Below are 22,343 nucleotides of genomic sequence, written 5' to 3' on the forward strand. Positions count from 1 at the left end.
AGGCGTCAGCGCTGGTCGATGAAATCGGCCTCGAGGCCGATGCGGTAGAGCCTCGTTTCCGAGTCCCGGTTATTGATGACCACACGGTTGACGATAAGCAGTGCGTCGAGCGCGGCGCGCACGGCCAGGGCCAGCTCCTCAACGCCGGCATCGGCCGCGTGATAGCAGTCGATCTGCACGCTGGTGGCGTCACCGCGCGGCGCCTCGCTGAGCGTGTCGTACGGCAAGCCGGTGACTACCTGCCACACGATGTAGGGGCGATGCTCGTCCTGCGCCACTTCACCATGCCGGCCAATGCGGTCGTCAACGATGGCGGCCACCGCCGGCGTGCGGATGGTGCGATAGACCTTGGGCAGCATCAGCGCGCCCCGCCTTGCTGCTGGGCAAGCTTCTGGGTTATCTGATCAAGGCGCTTCAGGAGATCCTTGGTCACCACATCGATCACCTGTGCCCCATGCTGCTGCACGGCTGGACGTAGCCAGGGCCGGGCCGGCTGCAAGGCGGACCCGTATTCCATCAGCTGAGCCGCGCGGCGCGCGCTCGTGTGCGAGCCCTTCGCATTGATGAAGGAGACGCGCTTGACCCGCACCAGATACCGCTCGCCCTTTGAATCGGTGGGGGCCTTGCCGCGGCTGGCGATCACCGCCTTCACGGTCGTTCCGGTGCTATCTGCACCTGCGTTCGTGATCTGGCGCTTGAGATTTTCCTTCGCGCGGTCGCGAAGCAGGCGCGCACCCTTGGCGAGTGCCAGCTTCACCGGTCCGCCACGCTTACTCACCACCTCAGCAGGTAACGACTGCAACACGCCCAGCACGCCGTCAACACCCTGGATGTTCAACTCGACGCGCATTCCTACTGTCCGTCATTGGTGCCGGTCGAAACCGGCAGCGTCAGATACTCCAGGCCACTCTCGCGATCGGCGAGTGCACCCTGGATGTTGTAGATCTCGGCATCGGCGCCGTTGCGCACTTGCACCGCGCGCATGCTGGCCAGAATGCCAGCGCGGTACCGGATGGTGATGCGGGCAGTGATCTCGCCCTGCCCGGCGCCAGCGGCGATGAATTCCCGCGCGGACAGCGGCTCAATCGCGGCTGCCAAGGTGCCGACGTGGACCGGCTGCCAGGTTGTGGTCTGGACACCATCGTCGTCACGCGCGGTGACCTGTTTCTCAATGCGGACACGATGGCGCAGCTTTCCAGCAGCCAAGCTCATACGCCTAGTCCGACCCTATGTGGCCAGAGCAAAGCGTGCGCGCCCATCGGTAGCTGGTTGACGGTCTCACTGGTCACAGCTTCCCGATTGCGGAACAGATGACCAGCAATCAAAAGCACAGCTGCAGTGATGGAGGGGTTGGTGACGATTGGGTCGTAACCGGCTGTTCCATCGAGAACGCCCGATGCCAGCGTATCCGCATCAGGATAGACGCGCCGGTTGAGGAAATCCTGGGCGGCCTGCTCTGCGGCGTCAACGTAGACGGTCAGCAGCGAGTCGTCGGAACTGTCAGCCCGGCAGTGCTGCCGGGCCTGTTCGATACTTACTAGCTCCATGGCTCAGGTTGCCTTGCCGGCCGAAACTTTTTTCGCCACGGACTTCTTTGCAGTGGAGGTCCCAGCGTCGGATGCAGGCGCATTCGCCTCCGCCGCAGAATCCCCGCCCTCTGCCGCCTTGCTGGCCCTACCCTCGTCGATGAACCTTTGCGCCAAGCTGGAATCCATTTGGACAGTCATGCCGGCGCGCGGGTCGGGACTCTTGAACTTGATGAGCATGTCGCTCTCCCAGAAGTGGGCCTGCTGGAGCAGGCCCCGTTGGATTAGGCGATGTTGCCGAAGTCGCCGTAGATGAAGGCCTCAGGGCGATACACGGCCAGGGCGAGGCGCTCTTCCGCCAGGATGGTGACCATGTTCTTGATGAAGTCGTCTTCGTTCTCGGTGGCCACTTCGACACGCGCCTGCCAGCGATCGAACACCTGCGCGCCCAGACGGAAGGCACCGGTCAGGAACTTGTCCTCCGCGATGGCGGCCGTTGCTACCACCGGCAGATTCCAGAGCGAGGCGCCGATGGTGCCCTGCGGATTGCCGATGATGTAGCGGCCCGTGGTGTCCTTCAGCAGCTCGATGCGCGCCCAGTCGATCGGGTTCATCACGATACCGCTAGCCGGGAACTCCGCCAGCTGCGCCTGGAGCATCGCCAGGCGCACCTGGTCGATGATGGTGGCGTCGGCAATGTCCAGAGGCGATGCGTAGGCAGATGCCTGCGGGATGATGCCCAGCAGATTCTGGCCGGTACCGTCGCCGCTCAGCAGCTGCTGCTCTTCCTTGAAGGCCAGGCCATAGCGCAGGCGGCCGTCGATGTAGCTGGCCAGCTGCGATGCATCGCTCAGGATCTGGCGCGACGCCTTCATGTAGTGCGCGATGACCTTCGCGGTCGTGCTCACCATGTCGAACTTCAAGGAGGACTCGGGCTTCTTCGCGGTCTCGGCGACCATACCGGCGTTGTTGGTGAAGCCGGTTTCCTTCACGTATTCGAGCGCGTTACCGTCCATCCGGCCCGGGGTGATCAGGTCACGGACGGTAAGGCGGCGATCCGGCGGTGCGATTACCCCCGGGAGCCGGGTGGTCTGCACGAGATCCCCGGCCGAGCCATCGGCATCGGTGGTGAGCGAGGTGATGGCGGCCTGGAAGGTCATATCCACGCGACCACGTGGCGTGGTTTTCCCGGCAAACGCCTTGAACTCTTCGCTGCCGACGAACTGCTGCCCGTAGCTTTGATGCTGGACGTCACCGCCGGCACCGTTGGCTTCGATCTTGGCGATCTGCTGCTCGGCGTTCTGCAGGTTGGCCTGCAGCTCGCCTTGCTTCAGAAGCAACTCGTCGACCTTTGCGCGAGTGTCTTCGGCCATCTTGGAGCTGGCTTTGATTTCGGAGCTGGCTTTTTCGGCCATTGCCTTTACGTCATCGCCGATGCGCTTGAGCTCGGCCTGGATTTCGGTCGTCATTACTGTGTTCCTTTATGCGGAGATGGAAAAATCACGAAGTGCGGACAGTTCCGCAGGGGTGGCGACTTGATTGCCGCGTCCGGTGGGATCTCCCTCACCGCCGCCAGCGGGATCACCCGCGCTGGACTTGAACTCGCTGATGAGGCGAACGGCCTCACTTTTCGGCAGGCCGCTGGCTCGCAGCGCCGACTCGATCCGGCGAACGGCCGATGCGCTCGCCTTTGCCGCTCCTCGCTCGACCTGGTCACTGGCCAGAAGCTCGTCGGCGAAGCCCTCTTCGATCGCGGCTTCGCCGCCGATCCAGGTCTCCGCGTCCATGAGCTTGGCCATGGACTTCTGGTCCTGGCCGGTACGTGCCGCGTAGATGCTGGCCATCGCGTCGTCGAAGGGCTTGAGCGTGTCGGCCACCTCGATCAGGTCGTTACGGTTGCCGACGGCCATGACCCATGCGTTGTGGATCATCAGAAAGCCGGCGCGCGCTATCTGCACCGTGTCTCCAGCCATCGCGATGATGGACGCCGCGGATGCGGCCAGGCCAAGCACCTTCACGGTGACCTCGCCCTCGTGCTCACGCAGCAGGTTGTAGATGGCCAAGCCCTCGAACATGTCGCCGCCGGGGGAGTTCACATTGACCGTGACCGGCCCCTTTCCCATTGCGCGCAGCGCGCCGGCCACGCGCCTGGCCGTGACTCCCTCGCCCGTCCAATAGTCCTGGCCGATGACGTCATAGACGCTGATGGTCCGCTCCTCATCGGATTCGGCTGCGGCGCGCACGCCTGCATTCCAGCGATCCATAGCGCGCGGCTGGATCTGGCTGCTGACTGCGGCGCAGGGCCGACCCTCCGGAGCACCCGGCAGCGTCTTTATCGTCATCTCGGTTCCTCAGTCCCGCGCGGTGGCGGGTTCTTCAATGCCCAGGAGGGCGCGGAGCGAGGCGCGGACCTGCTGCGCCTGCTGATCGTTCTGTCCCAGCGCGTCGAGCGGCAACATGGCCGACTGCACGGTCAGGACCGCAGCATTCCCACCCATCGGCTCCCGGTCTTCTAACTCGCGTACCTCGTCGCGGGTCAGGATGCCGTTGTTCACCATGGCGGCGTAGAAGGCAGCACGGCCGGCGCTGTCCGCGCGCAGAAGGCCTTCGACCGCAAATTTCGCGTAGTAGCGCGTTCGCTCGCCGGCGCTTAACAGGTCCTTGCTGATGGCCTGTTCGATCCGGCGGAGCCAAGGGCCCAGCGTGAATGTCAGAAACCCGATCATCTGCTGCTCGATGCCGCTGCCCCAGCTCGTGCTTTTCTCGGTGTGGCCAACCATCCAGGGCGGAACACGGAACCAGCGGCAGATCGATTCCACCGAGAACGCCCGCGATTCCAGCAGCTGTGCGTCACTCGGTTTGATTCCCAGACTCCCTGCCTCGGTGCCTCCCTCGAGCAGCGGCGTTTCGCCTCGCTCGATCGTGCCCATCAGGTTCTTCTTGAACTCGTCGCGCTGTTCCGGCTTCAGGAAGCTTGCGACCTTGTAGTAGACGGTTTGCAGCAGGCCATTCTTGAATGTGCGGGCTGCGGCCCTGTCAGCGGCGATCGCGGCGCCGAACACCTTGGCGCCATAGCTGATCACCGAAACCCCGTTCAGGCCGTCGAGCGTGAAGCCGGGAATGATCCAGATGCGATCGCGCGGGATGACGCGGCGAGAGCCGTCAGTCCGCGGATACACGAAGATCTTGCGGCCCTCGATGTCGCGGTTCACCACCAGCTTGTCCGGGTCCAGGAACGACAGACCGATTAGGCGAGTGCCGGCGTAGAGCTTCTCGGCATGCGCCGCGCCGCGCAGTAGCATAGCGGCCACCATCGCCTCCCAGAAAACAGACGCGGTCGAATCGGCGTTGGGTTGGTCGTGGATGACAAAGTGCAAGGGATGCTGCCCGGCAACGCGTTTGCCACCTGACGTTCTTTCGAACATCGACAACGGGAGCGTCGCGATTGTTTCGGAGATCAGCCTAACGCAGGACCAGGCTGCATCCACCTGCAAAACCGTCTTGGCCGTTACCTCCGCACCCGTCTCTGATTCCGTCTGCCGGTCGACATAGAGCTCTTTGTCCTTGGGCGAAAACGAACGCACCCAGCCGTCGACAGCTGCAGCAATCCGCCGCATCACGCCGGTCCTCGGTTGGGTTTTCATCGCGTTCCAGTCCTCACCGGGTTGCTGAGCCAGTCATTGAAATCACCTTCTTCGTTGCCTTCGCTGGCGAACGCCAGACCTACTGCCATCAGCAGAGCTGTCATGTCATCGATCTTCTCTGCCGAGCGCTTCTTGTCCGGCGCCATATTCAAGTTCTGATCGGTGCGCGCCACCAGGTTCGAAGCGCACCACGTGAGCACTGGGTCGCCGTCGTGTACCAGCTTGCCGCCGATATAGGCGCGCTCTAGCTCCTGCATCGCTGGGTGATACGACTTGGTGCCCTGGATGAACTCAACCAGCGGCACCTCGGCGGCTACCAAACGGCTGACCATCTCCGTCGCGTTCCAGCGATCGAAGGCAATCGACTGGACGTTGAAGCGCTCCACGACCTCAAGCACTGCACGCTCGATCGCTGCGTAATCGGTGACTTCGCCCTCGGTCTGCTCCATCAGGCCCGACGCAACCCACCCGGCATAAGGGACGGTGCCTCGCTCGGTCCGCTGCGCTACCGCCGCGGCGGGAACCCATCGCCTCCCCCAAGTGATGATCTGATCACCGACGCGCCACACCAGACGCAACGAGGTCAGATCGCGCGTGCTCGCCAGATCCAGACCACCCCAACAAGGCACGTCCCGCAATGCCTCTAGGTCAACCACGCCCACGCACGCGTTCCACTTCGGCAGCGCCACCCAGCTGTTGGCCGAAGCCGCTGGGCGGTTGACGCGCTTGATTTCGAACTCGGCCAGCTTCGACGGCATCCGCTTGGCTTCGACCGCTTCCTTACGGATGGCGGCCAGCAGGTGCGGGTTCGAGTCGATCAGTGGATTCGCCTTGATCCACTTCGATTCGTCGAACGTGTCGTCGGCCTTGCGGCCGGTTGCCTTGTCCTCCTCGTCGATCGCGTAGAACAGCGCAAGGTAGTGATCGGCCTCGTGGCCGAACACGCCCCCCAGCAGTTGCTTCACGAACTGCCTGATCTCCGCCCAGGGCCCGGGGTTGGTGTAGCCCTCGGTGGTGGTGAACAGCCAGAGCGGGTTCTGGCGCGCGCCCGCGGCCGACTGCAGCACGTTGAGCAGGTCCGGCGTCTTGTGGGCGTGGATCTCATCCAGGCCGACATGCGACGGGTTGAGGCCGTCTTGCGTGCTGGCCTTTGCGTGGATTGGCTTGAAGCTCGCGCCGATCTCCATCCGCGTGATCGACTTCGCCCAGGTCTCCAGGCCATAGGCCTCGCGCAGGTCTGGCGTCTTCTCCACCATCCTCTTGGCGACGTTGAAAATGATCGACGCCTGCGGGAAGGTGGTTGCCGCCGAGATGACCTGCGCGCCCTCCTCGTTCTCGCAACACTGGCAGTACAGCAGGATTGCCGACGCCAGCGTCGATTTCGCGTTCTTGCGCGCCACCGCGAACAACGCGGAGGTGAAGCGCCTGGATCCGTCAGGCTTCCGGAAACCGAACAGCTGCACGACGAAGAACACGTGCGACCGGTGCATCCGAATCTCTGGCGTTTCCCACTTGCCTTCGACGTGTGGCAGCAGCTCGATGAACCCGCATGCATGGCACGCATGCTCCGGAGAGAACCGGAAGGGTGCGCCGCGCCTCTTCGCGCGCGCCAAGTCATCGATGAACCGCCGCGCGGCCTGCCGGATCAGCTTGCCGAACCGCAACCCCTTCTTGTCGGCGATCGCTTCCTGCGCGTACGCAATGGCCACGCCGACATAGTCGGACGGATCCAGCTTGCGAGCGCGCGGCGCGGCCCTGCCCTGCTTCTTCGCTGGCGCCTTCTTGGCAGCAGGCTTACTTGCTCGGCGCGGCGAGCGCGGCGAACTTGTTGCCGGGCTTCTTGCTGTCGCCACCCGAGCTCACCTTGCGCCTGCTGGCGGGAGTCATGCCGAACTCGGACATCAGCGCCTTGAAGGCGGTGTCCTCGGCGGCCGTTATGTCCATCCCCGCCTTCTGCTTCATCACCATGCGTTGCCAGGCGTAGCAGAGTTGCTGGAGTGCGTAGAGGTCGACGACTTGCAAGACCTTCGCCGCGACCAGCTGCGGGCCGAGATCACGCCACATGGCGGCGCCATCGGCGTTCAGATGCTGAGGGGCGTCGGGAAAATCATCGATCAGGTCGAACTCGGGAACGTCCGGCACCTCGCGGTCCGGCCGGGCCGTCCCGGCGATCACCTTGAGGGCCGGAGCTGTCGGCTTCCGTCCTCTCATTTTTCAAATCCTAATTTTGACCGTGCGAAAATTTGGCTGAGCGGCCGGTGTCCGATTGGAAAGGGTCAAAGTTTTTCCCCTCCCCCCCGCTGTCTCGTTCATATTTCATTCAGCTTTTGTTCATAATTAGCGTTCAGGATTCACGTTCAGCTTTGCGCGGCGTGGATGAGAACGATTCGCGCCGCGTGCGGCCTCGGCCTTCGTCTTGGCCTCGTGGCAGTCCAAGCAGATGGCCTGCAGGTTGTCCTCTGCGCCCGTGCCGCCTTCCGCCTGGGGTACGACATGGTCGACCTCCTCCGCGGGCCTGAGGCGGCCAGCTGCGCCGCAAGGCACGCACAGGTACTTGTCCCGCTTCATGATCGCGTCGCGCTTGCGGCGCCATGGACGGCCACCGCGGCCCTTGCCGTAGTTCTCAGGCTGGGATTGCGCCACGTGCACAGGCGCGATCTGCTGCAGCGGCTTGTGCCGCGACGGAAAGCCAGGCATCAGTCCAGGCCCATTGATTGGTCACGCTCACCACCAGCCAGATCACCATCGAGCGTGCGCGCTGGTTCCTCCTGCTCTTGCTCCTGCTCATCGCCAGCCAGTGCAGCGATCAGCGTCTCGAGCTTCTCCTCAATGCGATCCAGTTGTGTGGAGTGCTGCTGAGTCATGGCATCACCTTGGCGCGGTCTGCGGCAACGACTGCTTGGCAGGCGCGGACGTGGTCGTCGGCGTCTCGGACGACTTGAACAGCAGCGCCAGCAACCTCGCTTCGTAGTTGGGCGTGCGCATCACGTTCGATGGCGCCGGTGACGGAACGGGACAGGAGGTCAGTGCTGCAGGTGGCGAGGTCGTTGCGCAGCTGGAGCACACCAGTGCGCAGGTCAGCCACAACAGCATCAGGGACGGCCTTGGCCGCCTCACGGTCTTGCTCATGGGCATCTCCGATAGCGGCCATTGCTTTGGCCTGGTTGTGCTCTGCCGCGCGTGCGGCCTGCTCAACGTGTAAGGCTTGCTTACCAGTTGCGGCTTGGCCGGTTGCGGCCGCTGTCTCAGCGCGGTCGCCGCGCCATGTCCAGCCGGCCCAGAAGCTGAGAGCGAGCAGACCAACAGCGATGGCGAGTTTCAGTTGCATGGGCATGTTCGGCCTCTCCGGTAGTCCACGATCCCAACGCTCGGCCATGTCAGCCGCCCGGCCCTCTTCGAGCCATTCCAAAGAAGTAGCCGATCACCATGCCAGTGGCGTTGTTCAATCCGCCGATCAGCATGCCGAACGAGTCTTTGTTCTCTGGCGGGATGGCCACCGCAATTAATGCAGCCATGGCCATGCCCAACAGGAACAGCACCAGAACCGCAATCCCCACGCGTGCGGCGCCGACGTTCCGCGTCGCGAAGGTCACCGGACACCAGCCAGGCTATGGATCTCCTCAAGCGCCCAGTGGTAGAGCTGCTGATCGACCACCGACACGCGCGTGATCCGCTTGCCGTTCAATTCCCGGACGCTGACTTGCGTGGACTGTTGGACCGCAAGCAGCACGAAACCGATGCGCTTGCGCAGTGGGTCCGGCTCCTGCAGCACTGCAATGGCATCGCCCACCATCTCGCGGATCGTTCCCAGCAGCTCTGCTGTGGGTCGTTTGGTGCGGTTGTCCAGCACCGACAGAACGCCCTGCAACTGGTTGATGGCCGGCACCACCGGTTTGGACTTTGCAGGCATCAAGCACCCAATGCTTTCAGTGCGCGGGCGTAACGTGCGCGGCGATCGGCGGCGCCGTTCTGGCCTCCGTTGACGCGCTCGGTGATGTCGTCGAAGCGGCCAGCGTCGGCCAGTGGGTTGAGGTTGCGCGTATCCCAGAAGGCCGCGGCCGCCAGGGCACCCCACTTGGGCTGCTCCAGCGTCTCGGGCTGCTTCTCGAAGTCCGGTACGTCCCGCACACCCTTGGCGCGCAGCGTGTCGCGCATGCCGGCGTAGTTGGCGCGTCCCGTGTTCTGGATCGGGCCACGGCCGCGGTAGAGGTAGCCGTCCCCGCTGGCTTCGTCGCCGTTGCCCAGGCGGTTCGCGTAAGCCGCATTGCCCAGGCCGACCGAGTTACGCGCCAGCTCCTTGGCCCGTGGTAGCAATGAGCGCCACCGGCTGTTCGGCTTTGCGCGCTTGCACGCGTCGATCAGGTTTTCGAGGCTGTAATTCAGGCCTTCCACCACGGCGGTGAGGCCGGTGGATTCGTGTCCTACCTGGGCCAAGAACGCTGCCATCCGCCGCGGCGTGCTGATGCCGTATAGGCGGCACGCCTCGCTGATCGGCTCGATCCAGCGCTCCGCAGTCTGGTCGGAGCAACCCACCGCCTGCTTCAGTTGTTGGGCGGTCAGTTGCATTTTCACCTCTAAATGAAAAGGCCCCTCCTTTTAAGGAGAGGCCTCGATATTGACAGCGTCAGCCGTTTTACTCAGATGCGCTTGTCTTGCAACTCTGCATGCTTACTTTGCAGCGCTTCCATCGCGGCACCGACTTGCCTTGCGAACTCATCACCTGTTTCAACCTTCGAAAGCCATCCTGCCTGGAGGGCAGTTTTTACCAAGTCATAGGCCGCGTTGAGCGCTGCTGTTCCGTTCGCCATGTCTTTTCACTCCTGAAGGAGCTGCAAGACTATCAGTCATGGATGCTAGTTGAGCCGGCACAGCAGGTGCGTCGTTGAGGTGCTGCCGTCACGGAACACCCCTTTTATGTGACTCCAGCGGGAAGCCTCACGGCTGGCCTGTTGCCTGGATGCGCATCCACTATGACTACCGACTCGAAAGTTGGAACGAAAAAAGCCCCGGCATCTCTGCAGGGGCTTTTCTCACCAATGCGCTTATTTTGGATAAAGACCCCTGGGTGTCAAGCATCTTTTTCATCCGTCCAATCGAAACTCGCGCCAGCGCTTCCCGCCGGCTCCGTCAGGCCAGTCCGCATGCGTGCCGGCAGCCTCCATCGCGAGGCGCATTGCGCTCTTGTCGGCCTCCTGATCCGTGCGCATGTGCAACCACGATCCGTGCTGCCAGTACTTACCGAGATCTGACGCCATGCCGGCAACGGCCGCGTGCGCAGCGCGTTCGCTACAGGTGGGCATGGTCCAGACCTTGGCGATGCGCGCCGGGCATGCTTCCTGCACCTGCTTCAGCGTGGCCGCCAGGTCTACAGCCCGACCGAGGCGGAACGCGCTCTTCCCGTCCGCGAGCGGCACCGCCGCCAGGTACACCCACCACCGTTTCAGCGCGCGCTTCATGCCGTGAGCTCCGGCTTGGCAGCGAGCATGGCGGCGTCGATTGCCGAATCTAGGCGTTCTAGATCGGTGGCGTGCCCGCGGCTGCCGTCGCTGACGAAGATCGCTGATATGGCGCCCTGCTTATTGATGTAGTTCTCATGCCATGCATCGGCACGGCGCAGCCACTGATACCGCTCCGCATCGCGCTTGACGTCCTCAGGCACCGCCTGCTGCTGGGATAGGGCGGCGACGATGGCGCGGATGGCGATGTATTCCGCGTGTGCACGGAGTTCGTGCCCCGACATCGTTTCTTGCGCCAACGCCATGCGGCCTTCCTTGACGTATTCACCCGCCAACAACTCCCGCGCCCTCTGCTCAATATCGTTCATGCCATGACCAGTTGTCGTTCAATCCATTCGGTCTGCAGCGCGATCAGCTCGTCGTCACTGCCGTAGGTCTCGTGAAACAGCGCGCTCCCGTCCATCAGCGATGGGCCGTAGCTATCGCGGGTGCTGCTGGTCGTCTGGCGCGGCATTGGGTGTGCCCGGTGGTGCCACACGCACAGCGCGTAGCCGAACAGGTGCCCGCGCCGGCGGTTGCCGCTCTTGCAGTGGTTGTAGTCGCAGCCCACCACCACCAGCTGCTGCGGCAGCAGGCCGGCTGCCATGCGCACCACGCACGCCATGCACGGCCCTTCCTTCGACAGCTCGAACCGCACCACCTCCTCGGCTGTCGGCGTGCCGGTGCTGTGGCGCATCACCACCACCTCAGGGCTAGATCTGCCTCCGCCTCCGACTGCAGGAGTCGCACCGGGCGGATCGATATCGTTTCGCCGGCGATCTCCTCCCGGTGCTGGAGCAGATACTCCAGCGCTTTCGCTTCCTCACCATGGCGGAAATAGGCGACGATCAGGCCGCAAGCTTCGACGCGAAGCGCCGGGATCCGATCCTCGTCTTTCTTTACCTGGAGAGCTCTGTCCAGCGCCTCTTTGGCCTGAATCAGCTCCCCCATGTCTGCGCCGTGCAGCCATGCCCCCACGTCGGCGAAGTTCGTCATGCGACCACCTGCAGCAGCGGGCGGACCATCTGCGGGCGCAGGCGGCGGCCGACCAGCTCGAAGCCGGCCGCGCGCAGCGTCAGATAGGCGCCCTGGCGCAGCGGCGGGTGCCCAGCGTTGGCGATCAGGTTGTTCGCCGTCTCCATGCGCTCGATGTTCTTGCGCCCCATGCCGCAGTAATAGCCGCGCAGCACGCAGGCCATGACCACGTCCTCGCGCGCAATGCGGCCGATCACGTCCTCAACGCGCTGGGCCCGGGCGTCCACCTCCAGCGGCTTGAACCCCACGTTCGGCGGCGGCATCTCGCCGCGGTGCTCGATCAGCACCTGCAGCATGTTCTTGCTGGCCAGCCCCAGGTAGTCGAAGTCCCGGTGCAGCGCGAACTCGAAGCCCCACCATTCCAGGTCGGAGCGCGTCGCCTCGGTGAAACTGTCGAATTCGGCCATGGTCAGCCCCTCCCCTGGACCGGCTCTGCGCTGCCATCCCGGCCCAGGCACCACACCTGGCCGTCCACGTGCACGTTCGCCCACGGAGCACCCTGCAGCAGCAGCCAGTGCGTGGCGTCGTCCAGCGACTGGAACTCGTGGCGCGCGGCGCGCGGGTCGGCTGCGTTGGTGTTCGTGTACATCAATTCCCCCTCTTCTCTGCTGCTGCCGCGATGCGTTCGAACTTGCGGGCCTGGTACTCGTTGGCCTGGATCGCAGCGCTTTTGCTCTTACGCTCGCGCTCGCCAATGGCCGGCTTGCGGTGAATGCCGTCGAGCCGCGCACGGATCTGGCTGGCTTGGCTCCGCGCCCAGGCCGAACGCTTGACCGATGCCGTCATGCCCGGCCGTTTCCGGCACGGCCGAACGCGGTGCGCAGGCGCTTCGTCCAGACGTACAGCGGCCAGCACCAGCTCGCGCGAAATTGCGCGTTCTCGCTGCTGACCTCGATCAGCTTCTGGAGGTTGCTGCCCAGGTTGGCGCGCAGCACGTCCTTGGTCGGCTGCTTCATGCGGCGCGGCTGCGGCGCGGGCTGGTTGGAGATCAGGTCTTCGCTCATCGGGGCCTCAGTGGTGCGTAATGGTGGAAAGCGCGGCCGGCGCGCCGAGCGCCTTGGCCAGGTTGGTGAGGCCCTTTGCGGTAACGCGCACCTGCGTGCGCACCCACTCGCTGCCGTCCGGCTTGGCGCCGGTGGTGACCTTGTGCTCCAGGCAGCCGCTGTGCAGCCGGCCGGCGTAGGCCAGCCACGTGGTGGAGAAGGGATTGCGATAGATCCACTTCTTTTGCTCGAGCAGCGACAGGAATTCGCGCTCCGGGATCTGCAGCGCCTTGGCCGCCTCGCGCAGCGGCATCGATCCACGCGCGGTCGCGATCCGGTCCAGCGCGTCAGCCTTGGGTGTCAGCTCCTCGACGCGGCCGGCATAGCTGGCCAGCAGCCCACGGAGCGCGGCCGGGTCCGACAGCAGCGCCAGCGGATCGGCCGGCGCGGCGACGCGGCGCTCCAGCTCCTGCCAGCGGTCGACCAAGCGCGCGGTGAACTCCGGCGACAGCTGCGCCACCACCACGATGCTGTCGCGCTTGCCCTGCTGGCCCGAAAACACAAATTCAGCCCCGGGCCTACCTGCGGTGGCCTTTTCCACCAATGGTGGAAAAGCTATGACGCCGCTGGTGACAAGCCGCTCAATCGCGCGCTTGACGCTGTCGTGGCGGGAGTCCACCAGCTCGGCAATATCGCGACTGGTGATGGCCGGCGGATCGCCGGCGATGGTGAGTTGGCTCATGGCTGGCTCCCGTAGCGCGCGATCAACGCTGCGTCGGCGAAGGCCTGGCCGGCAGCCTTCTTCCCCAGGTCAGCCCAGCGCGGCCACAGCTGGATAGCGCGGCTGCGCGCTGCGTCTTTCTCCGATCCGATCAGCCCGGCGCGTTTCTTCCACGCCTGCGGGGTCACCAGCGTCACCGGCAGCATCATGGCCGCGGCCACACCCTCCACAACCCCGGCCGCGTGCCCGAAGGTGTAGACGCTCGACACACCCTGCTTCGGCATCGCATGCACCTGCTCAATGAAGACGTGGCCGGTGTCGAAGTCCTGAAGGAAGCGGGCCACTGCTGCGGCGTCTACCCGCGTTGACTGGCCGACCTTGAGGGTCGGCATGCGGATCCACTCGACAGGCAACGGCTGGGCGGCGCTTTGCAGCACGACCAAAGCACCCGAGCAGCCCGGATCGATACCAATGACGTAGCTCATGCGTTGCTCCTATCGCGGATGTGCTGCTCAATGCCCGGCAAGCGGACCACCTGCCCGCCGGCGCGGATGAACTCTTCGACGCTCTGCGCGCGCGCGCGGGGCGCCATAGGGGCCGGCCTGGTAACGACAGGAGCCGAGGCCTTGCGCACCGCGATCACGGCCTGAGCTGTGGCCTTCGCCCGCCGCTGCACGCGCGCCGCAGCGGCCTGACGCTGGCGCTCCTTCACAACCTTGCGCCTCGCGCGCGCGTCGGTCCGCTGCTGTTTCTCCAGCGCCATCCGCTCCAGCCGGGCGGACTTGCGCAGTGCTTCGTCGATCCGGCGCTGTTCCTGAGTGCGCCCGCCCTGAGCCCAGTGCCGAGCGTTCATGTAATCGCGCTTCTGCTTGGCCCTGGCTGCGATCACAGCTTTGTCGGTCGGCGCGATACGCGGGTTTGGATCGGCAACGAACGAATACGCCGTGCGCCGCCCGGTACCGGTGCGATCCAGGTATCCCGCGTCAGCGTTGTCCTTCATCGCGCTGTAGTACGCCCGGCGCCGTTTCGCGCCAGCGGGCACACCCATCGCATCGAGGATCACCTGCGGCGTGTGGGCGCCTGGATTGGCCTTGAGCCATTCGCGAATGCGTGCGGGATAGGCCTTCATGCCTGCACCGCCGTTGCGTCGCCAAGCTCCGCGGCTGCACGCTCCAACGCCGCACGCGCCGCGTCGCGGTCCACCACTTCCGGCACCTTCGCGGGCGGCGGCAGCGCCGTGGCGGCCGGCTCCGGCACCTCGCCGCCGCGCATGACGTGCTCACGTGCCAGCTCGTACGCCTCACGCACCATCCGGTCAGCGTCACTCGCGCTGGCGCCGCGGTAACGGTATCCGTCCAGCTTAAAGCCCACCAGCACAGTGAAGCCGCTGCGGTCGCCGCCATTGCGCAGCTCGTTGGACACCTGCGCCAGGCTCGGCACGCCCAGGCAGCGCGCGCGAAACTCGGGCAGCGTCGGCGGCCACGGATCCGCGGAGGCAATGCACGCCGCAATACCGGCGCCCAGCCGCTCAGCCGTCAAGCCAGCGAGCGCTTTCGCCCAAGTGTTGCCCGCGCCCTTCGATGCGTCAGCGCCGTACTCGCGCGTCCACTTCAACCCGTAGATCTCAGACATGCGAGTCCAAACGGTGGAAATCAGCGTCAAGGAAATCGGCGCCGGCGCCGCTGGTCCGCTCGCGTTCGATGGCTTCGAGCGAAAGGCGGAGGGTGCGCTCGGAAGCGCTCTCGCGAGGGATTGCATGGGCGGATGCTCCGGAGGTGATGGTGTTGGCGCCGGTGGCGCGCTGGCGGCGAGCCGCGGTGATCAGGTAGCCGGCCGGCTTGTCCGGGTAGACGTCGGACAGCTCGAGCAGGTGCTGGGCGGTGACGCCTTCAGCCGCTGCGGCGATCAGGTCGGGGTGCTGGCTGGTGGTGCGCAGGCCTGGCCGGTTGAGCGACAGGGCTGCTCGGTTCAACGCTGCTGCGATGGAACCTGCCTGTGTTCCACACACACCCTGCGCAGCACCAACGAAGCCTTCGACGATGTGTGGTGTGTGGTTATTGCTCTTGGTTGCTTTTGGTTGCTCTTGGTTCGGGTGCAAAAGCTTTGCACCCTTTTCAGCACCGTTTTGCACCCTTTCGGACGCTGTTTTGCACCCTTTTGCTCCGCGTTTTGCACCCTTCAACGGTGCAAAATCTGCACCCTTTCCCGTGGAACATTGACCGCCACCCAAGGGTGCAATATCTGCACCCTTCATCCATTCGGGATTGATGCGGTACTGGCGGGTCTTGCCGCCCTCTTTGAATCCGTTGCTTCGACCGCCGAGCCCGTCATTTATGAGGATCAGCCAACCCGAAGCCTCCATGCGGCGCAGCTGGTACTGCACGGAGCGCTCTGACTGCCGCGTCTTCGCTGCAAGAAGTGCGATCGATGGATAGATGTGCGTGCCGTCGTCGTGCGCGTGGTCTGCCAGCGCAAGCGCGAGCAACATCTCGCCGCCACCGGTCGGATAGCGCTCGAAAACCATGCCGGTCACCTTGGCGCTCATAGGCTGATCACCACACCGCCGAGCGCATGGCCCACTCGATGGTCTGCAAGCTGCCGATCCTGCTCGCGCAGCGACTCACCGCGCACGCGGCCCAGCGCTTCATCAATCATCGAAGCGGCGACCGCATCGCTGACATGCGCAGCGGCCGCAATCTCGGCCGCGTTGCAGCCCTGCTTCAGGAGATTCCACACCTGACGTCTCGACATGTTTCGCACCGGCTCTTGATGACGGCGCGCATCATGCAAAACACCCTTGGTTGCTGGTACGGCCAGCTGCTGGGGATAACTTGTGGACTTCATTTCCGGCCGCCCTGCTGCGTTTCCAGCTCTTCGGCGCGCGCTTCCCAATACGCGATCCGCTGATCGAGGTGCTTTAGGCGCACTGCGAGCTGGTCGCGCTTGAAGAAGCTCACTGTCGCGGCACGTTGACAGCTCACGGATTCGCGGATGCAGCGCGTGGTTTCCACCATGGAACGCAGGGACTCAAGCGGCGACAGCTCTTTGCCTCTTAGCCCTTCCGGCGTCATCTGGTTCAACTGCTGCACCAGCGGATGCTTGGATGCCCAGGACATCACTGCACCCCTGCTTGCGCGGCAGCGCGCGCGTGCTGGGCGACCTGTGCCAACTGCGCCTGCGCGTCGCCACAGGCGGCAGCAATCTCGGCAGCCTCGTTGGCGGTGATGCGGCCGTCGTCGATCGCCTCGCCGATGATCTGCGACAGCTTGCCCTTGGCAGACGATGCCGAAAGCAGAGCGGCCAGCATCGAGCCGCTTGTCGGTGCCTCAGTGCGCGTCAGCGTGTAGCCGTGTTCGGCGGCCAGCGCGTGCAGGATCCGGTCATCGCCGGTGACGCCCATGATCTGGCTGGCCTCGGCCAGCGTCAGGTGGTGCGTGCTGGTGTTCGGGTTGACCTTGCTACGCAGCACCGCGTCGGACATGGCGCGCTCGCGGCCGTCGTCCTTCGTGGTGATCAAGCGCGTTGCAAGTGCAACGCTGCCGCCCGGATAGGAGTGAACGGTGTGGTATGCGGCGTCGGTGATGTTCATCGGGTTTCTGCCTGAACGTGGTTTCGAGTGACGGCGGCCGGCAACATCACGGCCATGGAGAACAACTGCGCGGGAAATGCGCCGGCCGAGGCCGGCGGGGTCAAGGAGGGTCGGAACGCATTACGCCGTAGACCTCCATCAACTCGTCTCGATCTGCACGATTCGGTCTGCGTCCAGATCGGACGGAGCCTTGGGTGCGTTGATCGGCGGCGGCTCGACCAGCGCCAGGACGGCGGGCAGCGCGGGCAGGTGCTCGTCCTCGCCCCAGGCGTCGACCTGGTCGCGTGGCAGCTTCAGCAACACGGCCAGGCCTGCGTCGTTCGCAAGGCCGAGCTTTGCGCGCAGCGAGCGTTTGGTGATGCCCGCGCTGACCTGTTTGACGCTATCGCCCTGCTCACAAGCGGCCGGAGCTGGGTTGGGGCCAAAGATGTCGGGTCTCAGCTCGTGCTTGCTGATTCCGGTCACCGACTCGATCAATCGAACGCGCTCAACCGGAATGCGGCCGCGCGATTTCCATTCGCTGATGGATGCCGATCGAATGCCCAATTGGTTCGCCAGGTTCTGCTGCGAACCTGCGGCGACGATTGCTTTCTGCAAGGGGGTTTGGCTGTCCATGCGGACCATATTAGGTCTGCCCTAATAAACAAGCAACAGGGCAAACCTAATATTTCTGAAGGCATCATTTAGGCTATGCCTAAGAGACCCCCCGACAAGGACGCGCCGGACTTTGGCCGCCGCCTGGTAGAGCTGCTTTCGAGCCACAACGTGCCCCGGCGCGGGGCTGGCGCTTACCTGCAGCGCCAGTACAAGGTGTCGAACGTGACCGCCAATGACTGGCTGAACGGCAAGTTCCGCCCGGAGATAGACACGGCGAGGCGCATCGCGGCTGATCATGGCGTGAGCTTCGACCAGCTGTACTTTGGCGATCGCAGCCAGCCGGACGTCGACGATGACTATGCGGACGTGACCGGCTGGTCGCAGGCCGCCGGCCTGGGCGCGGGCGCGGAGGCGCAGGAGTACGCCGAGACCCACAGCCTCAAGTTCAAGAAGACCAGCCTTCGCCGCCGCGGCATCCTCGGCCGCGACCTGGCCGTCTACTACGGCAAAGGCGATTCCATGGAGCCGACGATCCAGGACGGCGACGCCATCTTGTTCGATACCTCGGACACCCGCCCTGTCGATGGCACCCTGTACGTCATTCAGGTCGACGGCATGGCCAACCCCGAGTACTACGTCAAACGCGCCCTCGTGCTCGAGGCCGGCGTCTACTTCCAAAGCGACAACCCGTCAGGCGACCACCAGTGGCGCAAGCCCAAGCCCATGGCCTCCAAGAAGCACCCGATCACTATCATCGGCCGAGTCCACTGGGTGGGCGGCTGGCGAGATTGACTGTTCCGCCCACCTGTTTCGGCTGGCAGCGAGGCCTCAAGGAACCTAGCATTTGGCCGATACAGCTGGTGATCCCAGAGTTGGCGCGTCAGTTTGTGACGCGTTTTGACAACTTGTTAATTCGACAAATCGTGTAACGAAAGTTCATTTCGTTTTATCGAAACATCTGTACACTGCGCGACATGTCAACTCTGGTTGACACCCAGGACCCATGGGATGGAGTCCTAGCCGTCACAAAAATTAGAAGGGATACCTCATGGCTAATGCTCAGGTAATCGACTTTTCCGCCCGGCAGCAGAGCGACGCTCTCGATGGGCAGTTCCTCACTTTGATCGACTCTGATATGGCGGGCAACCCCCACCATGTCCGCCCCCTGTCTGCTGCTCTTTTGCAGGAGTTGCAGGCTTTCTGCGACGAGGCTGAGATCTGCCACGAGCACGAGCTTCTCCAAGGCTAAGGAATAGCGCATGGCTCAGGATGAGTTGACCCAAATTAATGGCTGGGCGCTTTACAGCTTCGACTTGTTTGCTGATCGCCTTAGGGGGTTGCTCGAGGAAGCTAAGCGCGTTCGTTCTGCAGATCCGGATGGCTACCGGTCACATCCGGTCGTCAAGCTGGTGGTTTGCGTCAACAAGGCCATAACCCAGGTGGTGCCGGCCAATCCTATGCACAACGATTTCCTTCAGGGGAACACCCTGGGTAAGGATCTGAGGCATTGGCGGCGCGTGAAGAAGCATATCCCCGAGCGGTACCGCCTGTTCTTCCAGTTCAGGTCATATGCTCCGCAGACAGTGATCTATGCTTGGCTAAATGACGACTTCACCCTGCGAAAAGAAGGCGCGAAGACAGATTGCTATGCCGTTTTCAAGGCAATGGTTGAAAACGGCACGGTTCCCAATAGCTTCGAATCCCTGCGCAGCGCCTCAAAGGCGCTGCAATCAGCGTCCTGACTCGACAACGACCCCGCCCCGGCGGGGTTTTTGCTTTGTGGGGTCTGGTGCTTCTTGGCTAGAGCACTGGCTCGATCGTGGCCTCGCCCTCCAGCCTGGTGTGGATCCGGTAGGAGCGCACTTGGCCCGCTTCAACAAAGATCTCTGCGCTATGGCTGCGCGCCACCTGACGACTCTCGCTGTTTGCCCCGCAAAGCCCTTTCCCACCCACCGATCGCGACGTGATGACGTGCCGGCCAGCGCTCAGTGAGATCACGGCTCGCTCGCCTGTCTCGAAGTGAGCGGCTGGCTTGCCGTCGACGTAGAGCCCCAGATAGCAGCCCGCGCCGACCAGACCCACGTCACGCGTCACCGCGATCGATCCGGTAGGAGCGGCCTGTGCGCCGAAGTCGAACAGCCGATCTGAAGGTACGGCACTGACCTGATCCGGGCGTGGTTGCTTGGTGGGCTGCACGCAGCCGGATAGCGTTCCTACTGCCAGGGCAGCCGCGATTGTCAAAACCTTGCGCATAGCTGGTTCCTCTTCTTGGCTTGGGCGCTGCCTGTTAGCGGATCTTTCGTACGCGTGTGGAGCCACATTCAGTGCATCTCCACCCACCAAACTTGATCGCCGAAAGCACCCAGATGATTAGCCAGAAGCCCGCTGTCACGACCGACATGAGCAGGTGCAGGATGTGGTTTGTCCCCTTCCTAAAGACAACAACCGACTTCTCGCAGTTGTCGCAGTAACCACCCTTTTTGTCCTCAGCCATCGCACTTCCTGTCGTCTGCCCGGCGGCAAGGGGCCGCATCCCTCCAGCTAACGAGATAGTAACAAACAGCGGAATCTTGGTACGAATGAACCACTTCATAAAATATTAGGTTGAACCTATTGACGGCATATTAGGTTTGACCTAATTTAATCCCGTCGCCCCAGTAACACGGCATTCCGCCGCGGGGCACGGAGACTCAGATGCGCGCCGTCACCGCTCGCCTCACCTGCCTGGCACTCGCCGCCGCACTGGCCGCAGGCTGCGCCGTCACCGGCCAGCCCGCCGCAGAGCCCACCACCGCCACCGGTGAGGGCATCCCCGAACAGCTGTCGATCACCTCGCCGCGCTTCTGCGCCGCGCTGTCCGTCTACGAGCTGGCCACCGTTGACGACTGGAGCCTGCGCGCAGGCATCGCCCGCGCCGCCCTCAATGGTTTCGCCACCGCCGGCCGCGTGCCGGACTGCGCCGAGGGCGTGGCCGCTGCCCTCACCGGTGGCGACTTCACCCCACGCCGCTGGCAGGAAGCGCTCGACGCCGTGGACGCAGTGGATGCCGGCGACTACGCCCTGCCCGACTCCTGCGCCCGCGCCAACGCGGTGATGCCGGCCGATGCCGCTGCCTTCCCGGCCACCGCGCATGCGCAGTGCGTCATGCATGGCCTGGCCTTCGTCGAGGTGCAGCCGTGAGCGCGTCCGTCGATGTTCTGGAGGTGCTGGATCGCGCCAACGGTCAGGCAAGGATGGTCGCTGGATTGGCCGGCGATCCGAAGGCCCGGGAGCTGCTGCAGGATCTCGCCTCTGCCCGGGACGCTGTGGCCGACCTTCTCGATGCAGCGCGACGCTGCGCAGATGGCACAGGAGATCTGGCCGACCTTCGCACCGCGCTGGCCCGCGCAGGCGGTGCCGCATGAGCGCATCGGTTGATGTGCTGTCGGTGCTGGTCCAGGCAGGCCAGCGCGAGGCAGACGCCGGCCAGGCCAGCATCGCCCAGATGGCGGCACACGCAGCGGTGGCCGACCTGTTCGAGAAAGGCCGCCAGCTCTCCGCCGACCTTGAGCACGCCATCGCGATCGCCAACGTCAGCAGCCCCGACGCCGTGCACGTCCGCCACCCCATCCGCGTGGCGTTCGACGAATTCGACGAGGCGCTGCGCGCCGCCGGGGGTGCCGCATGAGCCGCCAGTCCTACCGCCACACGGTGAAGGGCTTCCACTACGACGTGGACCTGCGCTGGAACGGCACCAGCAATAGCTGGCTGCTGCAGTCGCTCGTGCGCGGCGTGCCGTCCGTGTCGATTGTCATCGGCCGCACCCACGGTATCGACTTCGTGGCGCCCGAACCGGACGTCGCCAAGGGTTATTACATCTACGTGCGCGGCGCCTTCATCGACTTGCCGGAAGAAAGCTGGCGGGAACTGAAGTGCTGGTATGAGGCGATCGCCGATGCCGTCGCGCCGGTGCTGCCGGCCGAGGACCTGCCGCGCAACCTCCCGCCGATCGCGCCGCCGCTGGCGCCCTACGCACAGCGTGCGCACGCATGAGCACCACGCAGACCCCGGCACAGCGCGCGGCGATTGAGCGCGCCAAGAAGCCCGGCGCCCACCCGTGGCGCATCTGGCAAGGCACCGCCAGCCAGGAGCGCGCCGTCGCGCGCCGCGCCGAAACCATCGTCCCCTACACCACCAGGTTGATCACGAAGTGAACACCCCTCATGGCTTGGAACAGGACGCACCCATGGCTATTGGCTGCCTGCCCTTCCAGTGTGCCGCCCTTTATCGATGGTTACTCAGATCGTGCGCCGGCAGTGATCGGTCCAGCCTTCTGAAGTCAAATTTTAATTTTGGGCTTCGTTCCCGGACCCCAGTTTGGTCCGTTGGAGTGGGCGACTACTTGATACGCGTCAACGAGGTCTTTGGACGTGCATTCAAGACTGCCAGACGCGTAGTTGTCGTCGGCAAGAGTGCTCAATATTTCGTCTGTCTTCCCTTCAACCCCCGGCACTTGGTCGCTCGAAGCAACTGCATCTGGAGCTGGCTCAAATTCAACTTCCGCCTCCCGGCTAGCCAGTCGGAAAAGCTCATTTTTCCCTTCGAACGTAATCCCGAATTGCTGGTCATTATCGATGGATTGCCATGCAAGCCCCTCGGCTCCAAGGCTCTTCATAGCCGTCGGGCCCGGATAAAGACCTCGTGCCAATTTTCCAAGACTTACCATGCGCACGATTTCATCCGAGCTCAACCGCATGCGATCTCTCCAAGTGGG

General features: G+C 64.0%; 45 protein-coding genes. 8 read left to right on the forward strand and 37 right to left on the reverse strand.

The genetic code is table 11. The features are described 5' to 3' along the window. Positions 1 to 5: 5 nt before the first annotated feature. The 34 genes from FHY19_RS04015 to FHY19_RS04180 all read right to left on the reverse strand — a co-directional run bounded on the left by FHY19_RS04015 (position 6) and on the right by FHY19_RS04180 (position 17,608). Positions 6 to 359 carry a DUF3168 domain-containing protein gene (locus tag FHY19_RS04015; RefSeq protein WP_259161915.1) on the reverse strand — a complete coding sequence of 118 codons (354 nt, stop codon included), beginning with the start codon at positions 357 to 359 and terminating at the stop codon, positions 6 to 8. Beyond that, complete coding sequence (locus FHY19_RS04020; protein ID WP_259161916.1) at positions 359 to 850, reverse strand: hypothetical protein; 492 nt, start codon at positions 848 to 850, stop codon at positions 359 to 361. Before FHY19_RS04020 ends, FHY19_RS04015 begins: the two co-directional genes overlap by 1 nt. Before the next feature lie 2 nt (positions 851 to 852). Next, positions 853 to 1,212 carry a phage head closure protein gene (locus tag FHY19_RS04025; protein WP_259161922.1) on the reverse strand — a complete coding sequence of 120 codons (360 nt, stop codon included), beginning with the start codon at positions 1,210 to 1,212 and terminating at the stop codon, positions 853 to 855. Continuing rightward, positions 1,209 to 1,547: a head-tail connector protein gene (locus FHY19_RS04030; protein ID WP_259161925.1), complete on the reverse strand. Its 339-nt coding sequence runs from the start codon at positions 1,545 to 1,547 to the stop codon at positions 1,209 to 1,211. The genes FHY19_RS04025 and FHY19_RS04030 overlap by 4 nt, the downstream gene beginning before the upstream one ends. Before the next feature lie 3 nt (positions 1,548 to 1,550). Next, positions 1,551 to 1,766, reverse strand: coding sequence for a hypothetical protein (locus FHY19_RS04035; RefSeq protein ID WP_259161927.1), 216 nt, complete (start codon positions 1,764 to 1,766; stop codon positions 1,551 to 1,553). A gap of 44 nt (positions 1,767 to 1,810) precedes the next feature. Further along, positions 1,811 to 2,995: a phage major capsid protein gene (locus FHY19_RS04040; RefSeq protein WP_259161928.1), complete on the reverse strand. Its 1,185-nt coding sequence runs from the start codon at positions 2,993 to 2,995 to the stop codon at positions 1,811 to 1,813. A gap of 12 nt (positions 2,996 to 3,007) precedes the next feature. Continuing rightward, a complete protein-coding gene (locus tag FHY19_RS04045; RefSeq protein WP_259161929.1) occupies positions 3,008 to 3,868 on the reverse strand; it encodes a head maturation protease, ClpP-related in 861 nt (286 codons plus the stop codon). A gap of 9 nt (positions 3,869 to 3,877) precedes the next feature. Then, positions 3,878 to 5,170, reverse strand: coding sequence for a phage portal protein (locus FHY19_RS04050; protein ID WP_259161933.1), 1,293 nt, complete (start codon positions 5,168 to 5,170; stop codon positions 3,878 to 3,880). Next, positions 5,167 to 6,879 carry a terminase TerL endonuclease subunit gene (locus tag FHY19_RS04055; RefSeq protein WP_259161937.1) on the reverse strand — a complete coding sequence of 571 codons (1,713 nt, stop codon included), beginning with the start codon at positions 6,877 to 6,879 and terminating at the stop codon, positions 5,167 to 5,169. The genes FHY19_RS04050 and FHY19_RS04055 overlap by 4 nt, the downstream gene beginning before the upstream one ends. 85 nt (positions 6,880 to 6,964) lie before the next feature. Then, on the reverse strand, positions 6,965 to 7,381 hold the full coding sequence (locus tag FHY19_RS04060; protein WP_184385321.1) for a P27 family phage terminase small subunit: 417 nt from the start codon (positions 7,379 to 7,381) through the stop codon (positions 6,965 to 6,967). Positions 7,382 to 7,507: 126 nt separating this feature from the next. Further along, positions 7,508 to 7,867, reverse strand: a complete 360-nt coding sequence (locus tag FHY19_RS04065) for an HNH endonuclease signature motif containing protein (protein ID WP_259161940.1) — start codon at positions 7,865 to 7,867, stop codon at positions 7,508 to 7,510. Then, a complete protein-coding gene (locus FHY19_RS04070) occupies positions 7,867 to 8,034 on the reverse strand; it encodes a hypothetical protein (RefSeq protein WP_259161942.1) in 168 nt (55 codons plus the stop codon). Before FHY19_RS04070 ends, FHY19_RS04065 begins: the two co-directional genes overlap by 1 nt. Further along, a complete protein-coding gene (locus FHY19_RS04075; protein ID WP_259161944.1) occupies positions 8,031 to 8,498 on the reverse strand; it encodes a hypothetical protein in 468 nt (155 codons plus the stop codon). The genes FHY19_RS04070 and FHY19_RS04075 overlap by 4 nt, the downstream gene beginning before the upstream one ends. A gap of 49 nt (positions 8,499 to 8,547) precedes the next feature. Next, positions 8,548 to 8,763, reverse strand: coding sequence for a hypothetical protein (locus FHY19_RS04080; RefSeq protein ID WP_078562349.1), 216 nt, complete (start codon positions 8,761 to 8,763; stop codon positions 8,548 to 8,550). Next, positions 8,760 to 9,056: a hypothetical protein gene (locus FHY19_RS04085; RefSeq protein WP_259161946.1), complete on the reverse strand. Its 297-nt coding sequence runs from the start codon at positions 9,054 to 9,056 to the stop codon at positions 8,760 to 8,762. Before FHY19_RS04085 ends, FHY19_RS04080 begins: the two co-directional genes overlap by 4 nt. Before the next feature lie 23 nt (positions 9,057 to 9,079). After that, a complete protein-coding gene (locus tag FHY19_RS04090; protein ID WP_259161947.1) occupies positions 9,080 to 9,736 on the reverse strand; it encodes a glycoside hydrolase family 19 protein in 657 nt (218 codons plus the stop codon). A 71-nt stretch (positions 9,737 to 9,807) separates the two neighbouring features. Then, the gene (locus FHY19_RS04095) at positions 9,808 to 9,978 is read right to left on the reverse strand and encodes a hypothetical protein (RefSeq protein WP_259161948.1); all 171 of its coding nucleotides are present in this window, start codon (positions 9,976 to 9,978) and stop codon (positions 9,808 to 9,810) included. Positions 9,979 to 10,251: 273 nt separating this feature from the next. After that, positions 10,252 to 10,626, reverse strand: coding sequence for a hypothetical protein (locus FHY19_RS04100; protein WP_259161957.1), 375 nt, complete (start codon positions 10,624 to 10,626; stop codon positions 10,252 to 10,254). Further along, positions 10,623 to 10,994, reverse strand: a complete 372-nt coding sequence (locus FHY19_RS04105; RefSeq protein WP_259161962.1) for a hypothetical protein — start codon at positions 10,992 to 10,994, stop codon at positions 10,623 to 10,625. Before FHY19_RS04105 ends, FHY19_RS04100 begins: the two co-directional genes overlap by 4 nt. Then, the gene (locus tag FHY19_RS04110; protein WP_259161964.1) at positions 10,991 to 11,362 is read right to left on the reverse strand and encodes a Ref family protein; all 372 of its coding nucleotides are present in this window, start codon (positions 11,360 to 11,362) and stop codon (positions 10,991 to 10,993) included. The genes FHY19_RS04105 and FHY19_RS04110 overlap by 4 nt, the downstream gene beginning before the upstream one ends. Next, positions 11,362 to 11,661, reverse strand: coding sequence for a hypothetical protein (locus FHY19_RS04115; protein ID WP_259161966.1), 300 nt, complete (start codon positions 11,659 to 11,661; stop codon positions 11,362 to 11,364). Before FHY19_RS04115 ends, FHY19_RS04110 begins: the two co-directional genes overlap by 1 nt. Then, entirely contained in the window at positions 11,658 to 12,107 is a 450-nt protein-coding gene (locus tag FHY19_RS04120) for a hypothetical protein (protein ID WP_259161968.1), read from the reverse strand. Before FHY19_RS04120 ends, FHY19_RS04115 begins: the two co-directional genes overlap by 4 nt. A gap of 2 nt (positions 12,108 to 12,109) precedes the next feature. Continuing rightward, positions 12,110 to 12,289 carry a hypothetical protein gene (locus tag FHY19_RS04125; protein WP_259161970.1) on the reverse strand — a complete coding sequence of 60 codons (180 nt, stop codon included), beginning with the start codon at positions 12,287 to 12,289 and terminating at the stop codon, positions 12,110 to 12,112. Further along, positions 12,289 to 12,486 carry a hypothetical protein gene (locus FHY19_RS04130; protein WP_259161973.1) on the reverse strand — a complete coding sequence of 66 codons (198 nt, stop codon included), beginning with the start codon at positions 12,484 to 12,486 and terminating at the stop codon, positions 12,289 to 12,291. The genes FHY19_RS04125 and FHY19_RS04130 overlap by 1 nt, the downstream gene beginning before the upstream one ends. Continuing rightward, a complete protein-coding gene (locus FHY19_RS04135) occupies positions 12,483 to 12,704 on the reverse strand; it encodes a hypothetical protein (RefSeq protein ID WP_259161975.1) in 222 nt (73 codons plus the stop codon). Before FHY19_RS04135 ends, FHY19_RS04130 begins: the two co-directional genes overlap by 4 nt. A gap of 7 nt (positions 12,705 to 12,711) precedes the next feature. Beyond that, on the reverse strand, positions 12,712 to 13,425 hold the full coding sequence (locus FHY19_RS04140; protein WP_259161982.1) for a phage antirepressor KilAC domain-containing protein: 714 nt from the start codon (positions 13,423 to 13,425) through the stop codon (positions 12,712 to 12,714). After that, complete coding sequence (locus FHY19_RS04145; protein WP_259161990.1) at positions 13,422 to 13,889, reverse strand: crossover junction endodeoxyribonuclease RuvC; 468 nt, start codon at positions 13,887 to 13,889, stop codon at positions 13,422 to 13,424. The genes FHY19_RS04140 and FHY19_RS04145 overlap by 4 nt, the downstream gene beginning before the upstream one ends. Then, positions 13,886 to 14,533: a hypothetical protein gene (locus FHY19_RS04150; RefSeq protein ID WP_259161992.1), complete on the reverse strand. Its 648-nt coding sequence runs from the start codon at positions 14,531 to 14,533 to the stop codon at positions 13,886 to 13,888. The genes FHY19_RS04145 and FHY19_RS04150 overlap by 4 nt, the downstream gene beginning before the upstream one ends. Next, positions 14,530 to 15,036, reverse strand: coding sequence for a hypothetical protein (locus FHY19_RS04155; RefSeq protein ID WP_259161996.1), 507 nt, complete (start codon positions 15,034 to 15,036; stop codon positions 14,530 to 14,532). Before FHY19_RS04155 ends, FHY19_RS04150 begins: the two co-directional genes overlap by 4 nt. Continuing rightward, on the reverse strand, positions 15,029 to 15,949 hold the full coding sequence (locus tag FHY19_RS04160) for a helix-turn-helix domain-containing protein (RefSeq protein ID WP_259161998.1): 921 nt from the start codon (positions 15,947 to 15,949) through the stop codon (positions 15,029 to 15,031). Before FHY19_RS04160 ends, FHY19_RS04155 begins: the two co-directional genes overlap by 8 nt. Then, on the reverse strand, positions 15,946 to 16,248 hold the full coding sequence (locus tag FHY19_RS04165) for a hypothetical protein (RefSeq protein ID WP_259162001.1): 303 nt from the start codon (positions 16,246 to 16,248) through the stop codon (positions 15,946 to 15,948). Before FHY19_RS04165 ends, FHY19_RS04160 begins: the two co-directional genes overlap by 4 nt. Beyond that, positions 16,245 to 16,520, reverse strand: coding sequence for a hypothetical protein (locus FHY19_RS04170; protein WP_259162003.1), 276 nt, complete (start codon positions 16,518 to 16,520; stop codon positions 16,245 to 16,247). Before FHY19_RS04170 ends, FHY19_RS04165 begins: the two co-directional genes overlap by 4 nt. Then, positions 16,520 to 16,993, reverse strand: a complete 474-nt coding sequence (locus FHY19_RS04175) for a phage regulatory CII family protein (RefSeq protein WP_259162014.1) — start codon at positions 16,991 to 16,993, stop codon at positions 16,520 to 16,522. Before FHY19_RS04175 ends, FHY19_RS04170 begins: the two co-directional genes overlap by 1 nt. A 138-nt stretch (positions 16,994 to 17,131) precedes the next feature. Further along, positions 17,132 to 17,608 carry a helix-turn-helix domain-containing protein gene (locus FHY19_RS04180; RefSeq protein ID WP_259162016.1) on the reverse strand — a complete coding sequence of 159 codons (477 nt, stop codon included), beginning with the start codon at positions 17,606 to 17,608 and terminating at the stop codon, positions 17,132 to 17,134. A gap of 75 nt (positions 17,609 to 17,683) precedes the next feature. Here FHY19_RS04180 and FHY19_RS04185 point away from each other — a divergent pair, with 75 nt between their 5' ends. From FHY19_RS04185 to FHY19_RS04195, 3 genes are all read left to right on the forward strand, one after another. Next, on the forward strand, positions 17,684 to 18,382 hold the full coding sequence (locus FHY19_RS04185) for a S24 family peptidase (RefSeq protein WP_259162018.1): 699 nt from the start codon (positions 17,684 to 17,686) through the stop codon (positions 18,380 to 18,382). Between the two features lie 256 nt (positions 18,383 to 18,638). Next, entirely contained in the window at positions 18,639 to 18,839 is a 201-nt protein-coding gene (locus FHY19_RS04190) for a hypothetical protein (protein ID WP_259162020.1), read from the forward strand. Positions 18,840 to 18,849: 10 nt separating this feature from the next. Beyond that, positions 18,850 to 19,332, forward strand: coding sequence for a type II toxin-antitoxin system YhaV family toxin (locus tag FHY19_RS04195; protein WP_259162022.1), 483 nt, complete (start codon positions 18,850 to 18,852; stop codon positions 19,330 to 19,332). 58 nt (positions 19,333 to 19,390) lie between these two features. Here the strand turns inward: FHY19_RS04195 and FHY19_RS04200 are convergent, their stop codons facing one another. Together FHY19_RS04200 and FHY19_RS04205 are read right to left on the reverse strand one after the other, a co-directional pair. Then, positions 19,391 to 19,843 carry a hypothetical protein gene (locus FHY19_RS04200; protein WP_259162024.1) on the reverse strand — a complete coding sequence of 151 codons (453 nt, stop codon included), beginning with the start codon at positions 19,841 to 19,843 and terminating at the stop codon, positions 19,391 to 19,393. Positions 19,844 to 19,877: 34 nt separating this feature from the next. After that, complete coding sequence (locus FHY19_RS04205; protein ID WP_259162026.1) at positions 19,878 to 20,183, reverse strand: hypothetical protein; 306 nt, start codon at positions 20,181 to 20,183, stop codon at positions 19,878 to 19,880. A gap of 101 nt (positions 20,184 to 20,284) precedes the next feature. Here FHY19_RS04205 and FHY19_RS04210 point away from each other — a divergent pair, with 101 nt between their 5' ends. The 5 genes from FHY19_RS04210 to FHY19_RS04230 are packed head-to-tail and all read left to right on the forward strand — an operon-like array spanning position 20,285 to position 21,783. Then, on the forward strand, positions 20,285 to 20,770 hold the full coding sequence (locus FHY19_RS04210) for a hypothetical protein (protein WP_259162029.1): 486 nt from the start codon (positions 20,285 to 20,287) through the stop codon (positions 20,768 to 20,770). Beyond that, positions 20,767 to 20,994, forward strand: a complete 228-nt coding sequence (locus FHY19_RS04215) for a hypothetical protein (protein WP_259162032.1) — start codon at positions 20,767 to 20,769, stop codon at positions 20,992 to 20,994. The genes FHY19_RS04210 and FHY19_RS04215 overlap by 4 nt, the downstream gene beginning before the upstream one ends. Continuing rightward, the gene (locus FHY19_RS04220) at positions 20,991 to 21,257 is read left to right on the forward strand and encodes a hypothetical protein (RefSeq protein WP_259162033.1); all 267 of its coding nucleotides are present in this window, start codon (positions 20,991 to 20,993) and stop codon (positions 21,255 to 21,257) included. The genes FHY19_RS04215 and FHY19_RS04220 overlap by 4 nt, the downstream gene beginning before the upstream one ends. Further along, the gene (locus FHY19_RS04225; RefSeq protein ID WP_259162035.1) at positions 21,254 to 21,622 is read left to right on the forward strand and encodes a hypothetical protein; all 369 of its coding nucleotides are present in this window, start codon (positions 21,254 to 21,256) and stop codon (positions 21,620 to 21,622) included. Before FHY19_RS04220 ends, FHY19_RS04225 begins: the two co-directional genes overlap by 4 nt. Further along, the gene (locus FHY19_RS04230) at positions 21,619 to 21,783 is read left to right on the forward strand and encodes a hypothetical protein (protein ID WP_259162036.1); all 165 of its coding nucleotides are present in this window, start codon (positions 21,619 to 21,621) and stop codon (positions 21,781 to 21,783) included. The genes FHY19_RS04225 and FHY19_RS04230 overlap by 4 nt, the downstream gene beginning before the upstream one ends. 125 nt (positions 21,784 to 21,908) lie before the next feature. Here FHY19_RS04230 and FHY19_RS04235 read toward each other — a convergent pair whose 3' ends face one another. Beyond that, positions 21,909 to 22,325, reverse strand: a complete 417-nt coding sequence (locus FHY19_RS04235) for a hypothetical protein (protein ID WP_259162037.1) — start codon at positions 22,323 to 22,325, stop codon at positions 21,909 to 21,911. Positions 22,326 to 22,343 lie beyond the last annotated feature (18 nt).

The organism is Xanthomonas sp. 4461 (assembly GCF_024806475.1).
Taxonomy (GTDB): Bacteria; Pseudomonadota; Gammaproteobacteria; order Xanthomonadales; family Xanthomonadaceae; genus Xanthomonas; species Xanthomonas arboricola_F.

Excerpts from the sequence above, each read along its gene's own strand:
- FHY19_RS04155 (WP_259161996.1), bottom strand. The coding sequence starts at position 15,036 with ATGTCTGAGATCTACGGGTTGAAGTGGACGCGCGAGTACGGCGCTGAC.
- FHY19_RS04075 (WP_259161944.1), bottom strand. The coding sequence starts at position 8,498 with ATGCAACTGAAACTCGCCATCGCTGTTGGTCTGCTCGCTCTCAGCTTC.
- FHY19_RS04160 (WP_259161998.1), bottom strand. The coding sequence starts at position 15,949 with ATGAGCGCCAAGGTGACCGGCATGGTTTTCGAGCGCTATCCGACCGGT.
- FHY19_RS04150 (WP_259161992.1), bottom strand. The coding sequence starts at position 14,533 with ATGAAGGCCTATCCCGCACGCATTCGCGAATGGCTCAAGGCCAATCCA.
- FHY19_RS04125 (WP_259161970.1), bottom strand. The coding sequence starts at position 12,289 with ATGTACACGAACACCAACGCAGCCGACCCGCGCGCCGCGCGCCACGAG.
- FHY19_RS04015 (WP_259161915.1), bottom strand. The coding sequence starts at position 359 with ATGCTGCCCAAGGTCTATCGCACCATCCGCACGCCGGCGGTGGCCGCC.
- FHY19_RS04175 (WP_259162014.1), bottom strand. The coding sequence starts at position 16,993 with ATGAACATCACCGACGCCGCATACCACACCGTTCACTCCTATCCGGGC.
- FHY19_RS04065 (WP_259161940.1), bottom strand. The coding sequence starts at position 7,867 with ATGCCTGGCTTTCCGTCGCGGCACAAGCCGCTGCAGCAGATCGCGCCT.
- FHY19_RS04195 (WP_259162022.1), top strand. The coding sequence starts at position 18,850 with ATGGCTCAGGATGAGTTGACCCAAATTAATGGCTGGGCGCTTTACAGC.
- FHY19_RS04165 (WP_259162001.1), bottom strand. The coding sequence starts at position 16,248 with ATGAAGTCCACAAGTTATCCCCAGCAGCTGGCCGTACCAGCAACCAAG.
- FHY19_RS04060 (WP_184385321.1), bottom strand. The coding sequence starts at position 7,381 with ATGAGAGGACGGAAGCCGACAGCTCCGGCCCTCAAGGTGATCGCCGGG.
- FHY19_RS04020 (WP_259161916.1), bottom strand. The coding sequence starts at position 850 with ATGCGCGTCGAGTTGAACATCCAGGGTGTTGACGGCGTGCTGGGCGTG.
- FHY19_RS04050 (WP_259161933.1), bottom strand. The coding sequence starts at position 5,170 with ATGAAAACCCAACCGAGGACCGGCGTGATGCGGCGGATTGCTGCAGCT.
- FHY19_RS04180 (WP_259162016.1), bottom strand. The coding sequence starts at position 17,608 with ATGGACAGCCAAACCCCCTTGCAGAAAGCAATCGTCGCCGCAGGTTCG.
- FHY19_RS04025 (WP_259161922.1), bottom strand. The coding sequence starts at position 1,212 with ATGAGCTTGGCTGCTGGAAAGCTGCGCCATCGTGTCCGCATTGAGAAA.
- FHY19_RS04100 (WP_259161957.1), bottom strand. The coding sequence starts at position 10,626 with ATGAAGCGCGCGCTGAAACGGTGGTGGGTGTACCTGGCGGCGGTGCCG.
- FHY19_RS04040 (WP_259161928.1), bottom strand. The coding sequence starts at position 2,995 with ATGACGACCGAAATCCAGGCCGAGCTCAAGCGCATCGGCGATGACGTA.
- FHY19_RS04140 (WP_259161982.1), bottom strand. The coding sequence starts at position 13,425 with ATGAGCCAACTCACCATCGCCGGCGATCCGCCGGCCATCACCAGTCGC.
- FHY19_RS04220 (WP_259162033.1), top strand. The coding sequence starts at position 20,991 with ATGAGCGCATCGGTTGATGTGCTGTCGGTGCTGGTCCAGGCAGGCCAG.
- FHY19_RS04200 (WP_259162024.1), bottom strand. The coding sequence starts at position 19,843 with ATGCGCAAGGTTTTGACAATCGCGGCTGCCCTGGCAGTAGGAACGCTA.
- FHY19_RS04130 (WP_259161973.1), bottom strand. The coding sequence starts at position 12,486 with ATGACGGCATCGGTCAAGCGTTCGGCCTGGGCGCGGAGCCAAGCCAGC.
- FHY19_RS04035 (WP_259161927.1), bottom strand. The coding sequence starts at position 1,766 with ATGCTCATCAAGTTCAAGAGTCCCGACCCGCGCGCCGGCATGACTGTC.
- FHY19_RS04110 (WP_259161964.1), bottom strand. The coding sequence starts at position 11,362 with ATGCGCCACAGCACCGGCACGCCGACAGCCGAGGAGGTGGTGCGGTTC.
- FHY19_RS04205 (WP_259162026.1), bottom strand. The coding sequence starts at position 20,183 with ATGAAGTGGTTCATTCGTACCAAGATTCCGCTGTTTGTTACTATCTCG.
- FHY19_RS04090 (WP_259161947.1), bottom strand. The coding sequence starts at position 9,736 with ATGCAACTGACCGCCCAACAACTGAAGCAGGCGGTGGGTTGCTCCGAC.
- FHY19_RS04210 (WP_259162029.1), top strand. The coding sequence starts at position 20,285 with ATGCGCGCCGTCACCGCTCGCCTCACCTGCCTGGCACTCGCCGCCGCA.
- FHY19_RS04230 (WP_259162036.1), top strand. The coding sequence starts at position 21,619 with ATGAGCACCACGCAGACCCCGGCACAGCGCGCGGCGATTGAGCGCGCC.
- FHY19_RS04115 (WP_259161966.1), bottom strand. The coding sequence starts at position 11,661 with ATGACGAACTTCGCCGACGTGGGGGCATGGCTGCACGGCGCAGACATG.
- FHY19_RS04225 (WP_259162035.1), top strand. The coding sequence starts at position 21,254 with ATGAGCCGCCAGTCCTACCGCCACACGGTGAAGGGCTTCCACTACGAC.
- FHY19_RS04145 (WP_259161990.1), bottom strand. The coding sequence starts at position 13,889 with ATGAGCTACGTCATTGGTATCGATCCGGGCTGCTCGGGTGCTTTGGTC.
- FHY19_RS04170 (WP_259162003.1), bottom strand. The coding sequence starts at position 16,520 with ATGTCCTGGGCATCCAAGCATCCGCTGGTGCAGCAGTTGAACCAGATG.
- FHY19_RS04135 (WP_259161975.1), bottom strand. The coding sequence starts at position 12,704 with ATGAGCGAAGACCTGATCTCCAACCAGCCCGCGCCGCAGCCGCGCCGC.
- FHY19_RS04070 (WP_259161942.1), bottom strand. The coding sequence starts at position 8,034 with ATGACTCAGCAGCACTCCACACAACTGGATCGCATTGAGGAGAAGCTC.
- FHY19_RS04185 (WP_259162018.1), top strand. The coding sequence starts at position 17,684 with ATGCCTAAGAGACCCCCCGACAAGGACGCGCCGGACTTTGGCCGCCGC.
- FHY19_RS04235 (WP_259162037.1), bottom strand. The coding sequence starts at position 22,325 with ATGCGGTTGAGCTCGGATGAAATCGTGCGCATGGTAAGTCTTGGAAAA.
- FHY19_RS04120 (WP_259161968.1), bottom strand. The coding sequence starts at position 12,107 with ATGGCCGAATTCGACAGTTTCACCGAGGCGACGCGCTCCGACCTGGAA.
- FHY19_RS04095 (WP_259161948.1), bottom strand. The coding sequence starts at position 9,978 with ATGGCGAACGGAACAGCAGCGCTCAACGCGGCCTATGACTTGGTAAAA.
- FHY19_RS04045 (WP_259161929.1), bottom strand. The coding sequence starts at position 3,868 with ATGACGATAAAGACGCTGCCGGGTGCTCCGGAGGGTCGGCCCTGCGCC.
- FHY19_RS04030 (WP_259161925.1), bottom strand. The coding sequence starts at position 1,547 with ATGGAGCTAGTAAGTATCGAACAGGCCCGGCAGCACTGCCGGGCTGAC.
- FHY19_RS04190 (WP_259162020.1), top strand. The coding sequence starts at position 18,639 with ATGGCTAATGCTCAGGTAATCGACTTTTCCGCCCGGCAGCAGAGCGAC.
- FHY19_RS04105 (WP_259161962.1), bottom strand. The coding sequence starts at position 10,994 with ATGAACGATATTGAGCAGAGGGCGCGGGAGTTGTTGGCGGGTGAATAC.